The sequence below is a fragment of the Kitasatospora sp. NPDC058406 genome (genome assembly GCF_042722765.1).
Classification (GTDB): domain Bacteria; phylum Actinomycetota; class Actinomycetes; order Streptomycetales; family Streptomycetaceae; genus Kitasatospora.
In genome coordinates this window covers 1-8,669 of the sequence record NZ_JBHXKE010000317.1, presented here as the reverse complement: position 1 = coordinate 8,669, position 8,669 = coordinate 1, and the positions used below count along the sequence as shown (strand labels likewise).

Here is an 8,669-nt window from a genome sequence, read left to right as displayed (position 1 = left end):
CTCCCGCGACGCCCTCGCCGAACGCCTCCGGGTCGACGAGGACGACCAGGTCGAACTCCAGCCCCTTCGACAGCTCCGGCGTCAGCGACCGGACGCGGGGCGTCGGCACGAACGTCGGATCGCCGATGACGCAGGCGGTCCCCTCGGCGTGCTCGGCGAGCCAGCCGTCGAGGATCGGGTCGAGCTCCGCCACGGACCCGTGCACGACCGGGATGCCGCTGCTGCGGACGGACGTCGGCACGTTGGCGTCGGGGAGCGCGGCGCGGACGGCCGGCTCGGCCTCCGCCATGACCTCCGACGGCGTCCGGTAGTTGACGCTGAGGGAGGCCACCTCGATCCGGTCGAGTCCGACCCGTTCGAGCCGCTCCTGCCACGACTCGGTGAAGCCGTGCCTCGCCTGGGCGCGGTCCCCGACGATGGTGAAGCTCCGGGACGGGCAGCGCAGCAGCAGCATCTGCCACTCCGCGTCGGTCAGCTCCTGCGCCTCGTCCACGACGACGTGCGCGAACGGGCCGGCGAGGGGCTCCGGGTCCCGGCCGGGCAGCGCGGACTCGTCGACGAGGCTGGCCTGGAGGTCCTGTCCGCGCAGCATGGTCAGCGCGTTCTCGCCGTCCTCGTCGGCCTGGACGAGGTGGTCGATGACGTCGGCCATGCGGGCGCGCTCGGCCGCGACGTAGGCCTTCTGCCGGCGCTTGTGCCGTGCCGCCTCCGGGTCGCCGAGCCGCTGCCGCGCCGCGTCCAGGAGCGGCAGGTCGGAGACCGTCCAGGCCTGGGCGTCCTTGCGCCGGAGCTTGAGGACGTCCTCGCGGTCGAGCCAGGGGGCGCACATCCGCAGGTAGGCGGGCACCGTCCAGAGGTCCCCGACGAGGTCGGCCGCTTCGAGCAGCGGCCACGCGCGGTGGACGGTGGTGACCAGCTCCCGGTCCTGCATCACCGACCGGCGGAACTGGTCGGGCGGGACGTCCTCGCCGTCGTGCTTGTCCGTCAGGATGGAGAGCAGCTCGTCCCAGATCTGCTCGCGGGCCTCGTTGTGCGGCGTGCCCGGCTCCGGCGCGTCGAAGGCCTCGGCCCAGTCGTCGGCGGTCAGCCGGATCTCGGACCAGTGCGTCGTCACCGTCAGGGCCTCGGTCGGCGGTTCCTCGTAGAACCTGACGGCCTTCTCGATGGCCTTCACCAGGCCCGCGGACGACTTCAGCCGGGCCACCTCCGGGTCGCTCTCGACCGCCGCGGTGGCTCCCTCGGTGACGAGGTCGCGCAGGGTGCAGGTCTGCACGCCCTCCTCGCCGAGGCTGGGGAGGACGTCGGCGACGTAGGCCAGGTAGGGCTCGTGCGGGCCGACGAACAGGACGCCGCCCCGCCGGTGGCCGAGGCGGGGGTCGGCGTAGAGGAGGTAGGCCGAGCGGTGCAGGGCGACGACGGTCTTCCCGGTCCCCGGCCCGCCGTCGACGACGAGGGCGCCGCGGGACCCGGCCCGGACGATGGCGTCCTGGTCGGCCTGGATGGTGGCGAGCACGTCCCGCATCCGGCTCGACCGGTTGCCGCCCAGGCTGGCGATGAAGGCGGACTGGTCGTCGAGTGCGGCGTGTCCTTCGAGCCCGTCGGTGGTGAACACCTCGTCCCAGTAGTCGCTGATCCGGCCCTTGGTCCAGCGGTACCTGCGGCGGCTCGCCAGCCCCATCGGGTTGGCGTGGGTCGCCGCGAAGAACGGTTCGGCGGCGGGGGAGCGCCAGTCGATCAGCAGCCGGCGGCCCGTGCTGTCGGTGAGGCCGAGCCGCCCGACGTACAGGGGCTCGGAGTCGTCCGCGCCGACGATGTGGCCGAGGCACAGGTCCAGGCCGAAGCGGCGCAGGGTGCGCAGGCGGTCGGTCAGCCGGTGGACCTCGATGTCCCGGTCCATCGCCTCCCGGCCGATTCCGCCGGGCGCCCGGCGGACGGTGTCGAGGTTGTCGGACAGTTCCGCGATGGCCTGTTCGAGGCTGACCCCGATGTCCTCGAAGTGCTGCTCGTCGCGGCCGATGAGCGCCGGGTCGGCCTTGGCGGCCAGGCGGTCGGGGAGGTCGAAGGCGCTGATGGTCAGGGGGTTCATGTCAGCGGCTCCGATCCGGGGTCGCTCCGGCGGGGACCGGCGACCCGCAGGGCCGCGCCCCGGTCACCCGCTGCCGGGGCGTACGGCCCGCCCCCGGTTCGACGGCGTCGCACGACCTGTAGACCGACAAAAGCACACGCACTAGGTGAATCTCCCAATCCCCGCTGGTTATGGCCTTGCCGAGCGATTCTGCGGCATGACGGGGGCCTTGCCGCAAGCCCCCCGGTCCGCTATAGGTTAAGAGTGGCGAGGGACGACCGTTTCCCTCGCCTTTCGTGCTTCCCGGGCGCGGCCGGGTTCTCAGGCGCGGCCGGCGGCGAGTCCGACCTGCTCCAGTGCCGCCGTGAAGCCCGTGCGCCAGCCCTCGGGCGACGCACCGGGGGACGGGGCGGGGGCGGGCCGTTCGAGCGCGGCGAGGGCGCAGCGGACCACGTCGGCGGGGCGGGCCGAGGTGACGTCGGCGTGGCCGAGTTCCAGTTCGTGCTGGAGGTTGTCCCGGCCGTGGCCCTGGACGACGTCCAGCAGCAGGAGCCGGCGGCCCAGTGCGCGGGCCTCGCTGCAGGTGTCACCGGAGCTGGTCACCACCAGGTCGGCGGCGGCCATCAGGGCCGGGATCCGGTCGGTGTGGCCGAAGACGTGCAGGCGCGGGCGCCGGCCGGCGGCGTGGCGCAGGCGGTCCTCCAGCTCGGCGTTGCGGCCGGCCACGGCGAGCACGTGCGGCCCGGCGTCGGCGAGCGCGGGGGCGGTCCGGGCGAGCGGGCCGAGCCCCCAGGCGCCGGACATCAGCAGGACGCACCGCGCACCCGGCGGCACCCCGAACGCGGCGCGGGCCTCGGCGCGGGACGGCGGGCGGTAGAACGGTCCGCGCAGCGGCGCGGGCAGAACGGTGACCGGTGCGTCCGGCCGGTACCGGCGGACCGCGGCCGCGGCGACCTCCGAGGTGACCAGGAAGCGGTCGGTGCCGTCCTGGACCCAGAGCCGGTGCGGCGTGACGTCCGTGCAGAGCACCAGGTGGCGGAAGCCGGGGGCGTCGCGGTCCGCCCGCAGCCGGTTGACGGCCGAGGTCGCCGTGGCGAAGACCGACACCACCAGCTCCGGCCGTTGCTCGGCGACCAGCGCGCGCAGCGCCGGTACGAGCCGGGACCGCGCCGCGGCGTCGGCGAGCAGGGCGATCCGCGCGCCGGGGCGCAGCGCGGAGAAGTGGAACGCGTCGTAGACGCCGGGCAGGTCGAGCAGCCGGCGGAAGACCGCCTCGCCGGCGGCGCCCGCGCGCTGCCCGAGCAGGGCCATCGCGTCGACCGTGCGGGTGGTCCAGCCGCCGGCCTCCAGGGTGTCCGCGCAGGCCCGGGCCATCACGTCGTGGCCCTGGCCGAGGGAGCCCGACACCAGCAGCGCGTGCGGCACCGCGCGTCCCGCCTCAGGCGCCGCTGCGCGGGCCGGGGCCGGGAGGGGTGCCCGGTGCGGAGGTTTCGGCCCGGTACCAGTCCGCGTACCGCTGCACGCCGTCGGTGAAGTTGGTCCGCGGGGACCAGCCCAGCAGCCGTTTGGCCTGCGCCGCAGAGATGCGGCGCCCGGCGTAGTCGGCGGTCCGCGCCTCGATGTGCTCGACGGTGACCGGCCCGAGCAGCTGGTCGACCGTGTCGGCGATGTCCCGGACCGAGATCGCCGTGGAGCCCTCCAGGGCGAAGGTCTGGTCCTCGGCCTCGGGGGAGAGTGCGCGGACGTGGGCCTCGGCGAGGTCCTCGACGTAGACGAAGTTGCGGCCCTGCCGGCCGTCCCCGGCGATGGTGATCGGCCGCCCGGCGAGCGCGGCCTGCACGAACCGGGCGACGACCAGCTCGTCGCGCATGCGGGGCCCGTACGGGATGCCGTACCGGAGGATGGTGAAGTGCCGCCCGTACAGCTCGCGGTAGCTGTGCACGAGCATCTCGGCGGCCAGCTTGGTCGCGACGTACAGGTGCCCGCAGTGGTCGAGCTCGATCGGCACGTGCTCGTCGAGTTCCTGTTCGGAGCTGTCCATCCGGTCGTCGGTGAGGGCGGCGCCGTAGACCCAGACGGTGCTCGCCAGGACCGTCCGGCTGAGGCCGCTGCGGCGGGCCGCCTCCAGGACGGTCGCGGTCCCGTCGATGTTGGCCCGCACGGCGCCGACCGGGTCGGCGGCGACCCGCTCGACGTCGGCCTGCGCGGCCAGGTGGAAGACCACCTCGCAGCCGTCCAGCGCGTCGGTCAGGGCGGGCAGGTCGAGGACGTCGATGCCGGCGTGGTCGGCGTCGGGGTTGAGGTACCTGTCGGTGGTGTCGACCGCGAGCACCTCGTGCCCGGCGGCCAGGAGCCGGTCCACCACGTGTGAGCCGATGAATCCGCATCCTCCGGTGACGGCTACGCGCACGGTTCTGTCTCCTTGTCCTGGCTCTTGTCCTGGCGCGGTCCCGGCCCCGCGGGTCCGGGCGTCATCCCGCGAGCCGGCGGTGGACGGCCGAGACCGCCTCGATCACCAGGTCGGTCTCGTCCTCGGTCATGTCGGAGTGCACCGGCAGGCAGACCTGCCGGGCGCAGACGTCCTCGGCGACCGGCAGCGCGGCCCGCCGGTACGGGGCCAGCACCGGTTGCAGGTGCAGCGGCAGGTCGTAGACCTCGCCGGAGAGCCGTACGTCGTACTCCTCGGCGACGGCCCGCTTGAAGGCGGCCCGGTCGATGCCGGGCGGCAGCAGCGCGACGTACTTGTAGTAGTTGCCGCGGCACCCGGCCGGTTCGGTGACCGGCCGCAGGCCGTCCGGCCCGGCGAACGCGGCGTCGTACCGCTGGGCGACCCGGCGCCTGGTCTCCACGAACTCCTTGAGCCGGCGCAGGTGCACCGTGCCGACGGCGGCGTTCAGCTCGCTCATCCGCCAGGACGCGCCGAGCCGGACGTGGTGGTTGGTGGTGAACGAGCCCTTGCCCTGGTCGCGGTGGATGCGGGCCTCGTCGCGCAGTTCGGCGGACTCGGTGAGGATCATGCCCCCCTCGCCGCTGGTCGTGACCTTGGTCGGGTAGAACGAGAACGCGCCGGCCAGGCCGAAGGTGCCGGCGGCGCGCCCCTGGAAGCTGCTGCCGTGCGCGTGGGCGGCGTCCTCGACCAGCGGGATGCCCCGCGCGTCGCAGATCGCGCGCAGCGCGTCCACCTCGGGGGTGATCAGCCCGCCGATGTGGACGAGGACGACGGCCGCGGTGTCGGGGGTGAGCGCGGCCTCCAGCGCGGCGGGGCCGAGCGCGAGGGTGGCCGGGTCGACGTCGGCGAAGACCGGGCGGCCGCCGGCGTGCAGTACGGCGCCGGCCGTCGCGTAGAAGGTGACGGCCGGGACGACCACGTCGCGGTCGCGGACGTCCACGGTGCGCAGGACCACCTCCAGCGCGGCGGTGCCGCTGGCGACGGCCACCGCGTGCGGGGCGCCGTGCTCGGCGGCGAAGGACTGCTCGAAGCGTTCGGTCCAGGGACCGAGGGTGAGCGCGCCGGTGGTGAGCATGTCGTCGACCGCGTCCGCGACGGCTGCGCGGTCGTTCTCGTCGAACACGATGCGAGCGGCGGGAACGCCCATGGGCCACCTCCGGCAGCAGGATGAGCACGTCATCGACCTGGTCTGGTCCGGGCCGTCCGGTCGGCGGCCGGCCAGGCACATCACGCTACTTCGCCGGCCCGGCCCCGGCCCGTTGTCGCCCCCGCCCGGGTGACGGCACGGCCGGGCGCCGGGCGGGGCCGGTGGCGCGGGAGCGGCGCGGGGCCGTGTGCGGGGTGCGCACGGGGGGTGCGTGCGGGGGTGCGTACGGGGGCGGTGCGGCGTCGCGGGAGCCCCGGCCTCAGGTCGGAGACGCCCGGGCCGCCGTGCCGGCCTCGCACTACGCCGTCCGGGTCGGGCTGATGCGTCCGCAGTAGTCCGGAATGCCTGCGCAGGGGCGACGACGACGAGACGCCCTCCACCGGAGGATTGGCCGTGTTCCGGGCGCCCCGGCCCGCCGGCCGGGCCGGTCGCCCCCGGACGAGCACCTGACGAGAAGCCCCGCACAGGACGACACCCGCCCGGGACCCGGTCCCGGCCGGTACGGCGCCCGTCCGGGACCCGCCCGCACGCCACCCCGAAGGAGTCCGCTCACCCGTGGCCACATTCCTCTACCGCCTGGGCCGATGGTCCTTCCTCCGGCGCCGCCTGGTGACCCTGCTGTGGGTCGCCCTGCTGGCCGCCGTGGGAGTGCTGGCCACCAAGGCCCCGGCCGCCCCGGACGACGGCTTCTCCATGCCCGGCACCGAGGCGCAGAAGGCCTTCGACCTCATGGACGAGCGCTTCCCCGGCGCCGCGGCCGAGGGTGCCTCGGCCCGGGTCGTCTTCGTGGCGCCGTCCGGGCAGAAGATCACCGCCGCCCCCAACCAGCAGGCGGTCGAGCGGACGGTCGCCGAACTCGCCGGCACCGAGCAGGTCACCGGCGCGGTCGGCCCGTTCCAGGCCGGTGCGGTCTCCAAGGACGGCACCACCGCCTACGCGACGATCAGCTACAGCGAGAAGCCGGGGAAGGTCGCCGAGACCGCCACGGACCGGCTGGAACAGGCCGCCCAGCACGGGCGCGACGCCGGGCTCACGGTCGACGTCGGCGGCACCGCGCTGATGCCCGGCCCCGAGGCGGGCGGCTCCACCGAGGCCATCGGCATGGCGATGTCCGCGGTCGTCCTGGTGATCACCTTCGGCTCGCTCCTCGCCGCCGGACTGCCGCTGCTCACCGCCCTGGTCGGGGTCGGGCTCGGGATAGCCCTGATCACCGCGCTCGGCAGCACGCTCGGCCTCTCCACCACCACCAGCACGCTCGCGATGATGCTCGGCCTCGCGGTCGGCATCGACTACGCGGTCTTCATCGTCTCCCGCTACCGGGCGGAGCTCCTGGAGGGCCACGAGCCGGAGGAGGCCGCCGGCCGGGCGGTCGGCACGGCCGGGTCCGCCGTGGTCTTCGCCGGACTCACCGTGGTGATCGCGCTCGCCGGGCTCTCCGTGGTCGGCATCCCGATCCTCGCCAAGATGGGCATGGCGGCGGCCGGCACCGTCGTGATCGCCGTCCTGGTCGCACTCGTCCTCGTCCCGGCGCTGCTCGGCTTCCTCGGCCGTCGGGTGCTGTCCAGGAAGGACCGCGCCGGCTCCCGTCCGGGCGCGCGCCCCGGCTCGCGCTTCGGTGCCCGCTCCCGCTCCCGGGGCCGCCGCGCGGCCGGCGCCGAAGGACCGGACACGGTCCACGGACCCGGCGCCGCCGGGCCGCGTGACAACGGCGGCACCCGCTGGGCCCGCTACGTGCTGCGCCGCCCGGTCGCCGTCCTGGTCGGCGCGGTGGTCGGCCTGGGCATCCTGGCGGTGCCCGCGCTGGACCTGCGGCTGGGCCTGCCGGGCGACGAGGCCAAGCCCACCTCCACCACCCAGCGGCGTGCCTACGACCACCTCTCCGCCGGCTTCGGCCCGGGCTTCAACGGTCCGCTGACCCTGCTGGTCGACGTCAAGGGCGCGCCCGACCCCAAGGCCGCGGCCGAGCAGGTCGGCAAGACCGTCGCCGCCCTGCCGGGCCTGGTCAGCGTCTCGCCGCCGGTGTTCAACAAGGCCGGTGACACGGCCCTGGTCAACGCCGTGCCGGCCACCGGCCCGAGCGCCGCCGAGACCACCGCCCTGGTCAACGACATCCGGGACCGGGCCCCCGACCTGAAGGCCGCCACCGGCGCGACCGTCCTGGTCAGCGGACCCACCGCGATGAACATCGACGTCTCGCAGAAGCTCACCGACGCGCTGGTGCCCTACCTCGCGGTCGTGGTCGGCCTCGCCGTCCTGCTCCTCCTGGTCGTCTTCCGCTCGGTGCTCGTCCCGGTCAAGGCCGCGCTCGGGTTCCTGCTCTCGGTGGCCGCCGCGCTCGGCGCCGTCGTGGCGGTCTTCCAGTGGGGCTGGCTCGCCGAGCTGATCGGGGTCGAGCAGACCGGCCCGGTGATGAGCATGATGCCGATCTTCATGGTCGGTGTGGTCTTCGGCCTGGCCATGGACTACGAGGTGTTCCTGGTCACCCGGATCCGGGAGGCCTACGTCCACGGTGAGGAGCCCGGCCAGGCCGTGGTCACCGGCTTCCGCCACAACGCCCGGGTGGTGACCGCCGCCGCGCTCATCATGATCAGCGTCTTCGCCGGATTCATCGGCATGGACGAGTCGATGATCAAGATGATGGGCTTCGGCCTGGCCGCCGCCGTCGCCTTCGACGCCTTCGTGGTCCGGATGGCGATCGTGCCGGCCGCCCTCGCCCTGCTCGGCCGCCGGGCCTGGTGGCTGCCGCGCCCGCTGGAGCGGATCCTGCCCGACATCGACGTCGAGGGAGCCCGGCTCCAGAGCCCGCCGCCGGTCCCGCGCTCCGGGTCCTGGCCCGAGCCCGCGGGCGAGGCCGGGGACGACAGCGGTGCCGGGGACGACAGCGGCGCCGGGCAGGGCCGGCACTCCGTGCGGGTCTAGCGCGTCCGTCCCGTCCGTCGCGTCGGCCCCGGGGGGGGGCCCCCGGGTTGAAGGGGGGCACCCCCGGGCGCCGGGCCCGGCGGGGCGGG

The 8,669-nt window shown here is 74.9% G+C and carries 5 protein-coding genes; 1 reads left to right on the top strand and 4 read right to left on the bottom strand.

The genetic code is table 11. The features are described 5' to 3' along the window. From helR to ACFWOG_RS36965, 4 genes are all read right to left on the bottom strand, one after another. Positions 1 to 2,086 (bottom strand): RNA polymerase recycling motor ATPase HelR (gene helR, locus ACFWOG_RS36980; RefSeq protein WP_380363810.1); only part of this gene is annotated, 2,086 nt, incomplete at its 3' end. Between the two features lie 300 nt (positions 2,087 to 2,386). Next, positions 2,387 to 3,490 carry a hypothetical protein gene (locus ACFWOG_RS36975; protein ID WP_380363808.1) on the bottom strand — a complete coding sequence of 368 codons (1,104 nt, stop codon included), beginning with the start codon at positions 3,488 to 3,490 and terminating at the stop codon, positions 2,387 to 2,389. Between the two features lie 13 nt (positions 3,491 to 3,503). Then, entirely contained in the window at positions 3,504 to 4,475 is a 972-nt protein-coding gene (locus tag ACFWOG_RS36970) for an NAD-dependent epimerase/dehydratase family protein (protein ID WP_380363806.1), read from the bottom strand. A gap of 61 nt (positions 4,476 to 4,536) precedes the next feature. Then, positions 4,537 to 5,661, bottom strand: a complete 1,125-nt coding sequence (locus tag ACFWOG_RS36965) for a DegT/DnrJ/EryC1/StrS family aminotransferase (RefSeq protein ID WP_380363804.1) — start codon at positions 5,659 to 5,661, stop codon at positions 4,537 to 4,539. Positions 5,662 to 6,216: 555 nt separating this feature from the next. Here ACFWOG_RS36965 and ACFWOG_RS36960 point away from each other — a divergent pair. Next, positions 6,217 to 8,580, top strand: a complete 2,364-nt coding sequence (locus ACFWOG_RS36960; protein ID WP_380363802.1) for an MMPL family transporter — start codon at positions 6,217 to 6,219, stop codon at positions 8,578 to 8,580. The last annotated feature ends 89 nt before the right edge of the window (positions 8,581 to 8,669 follow it).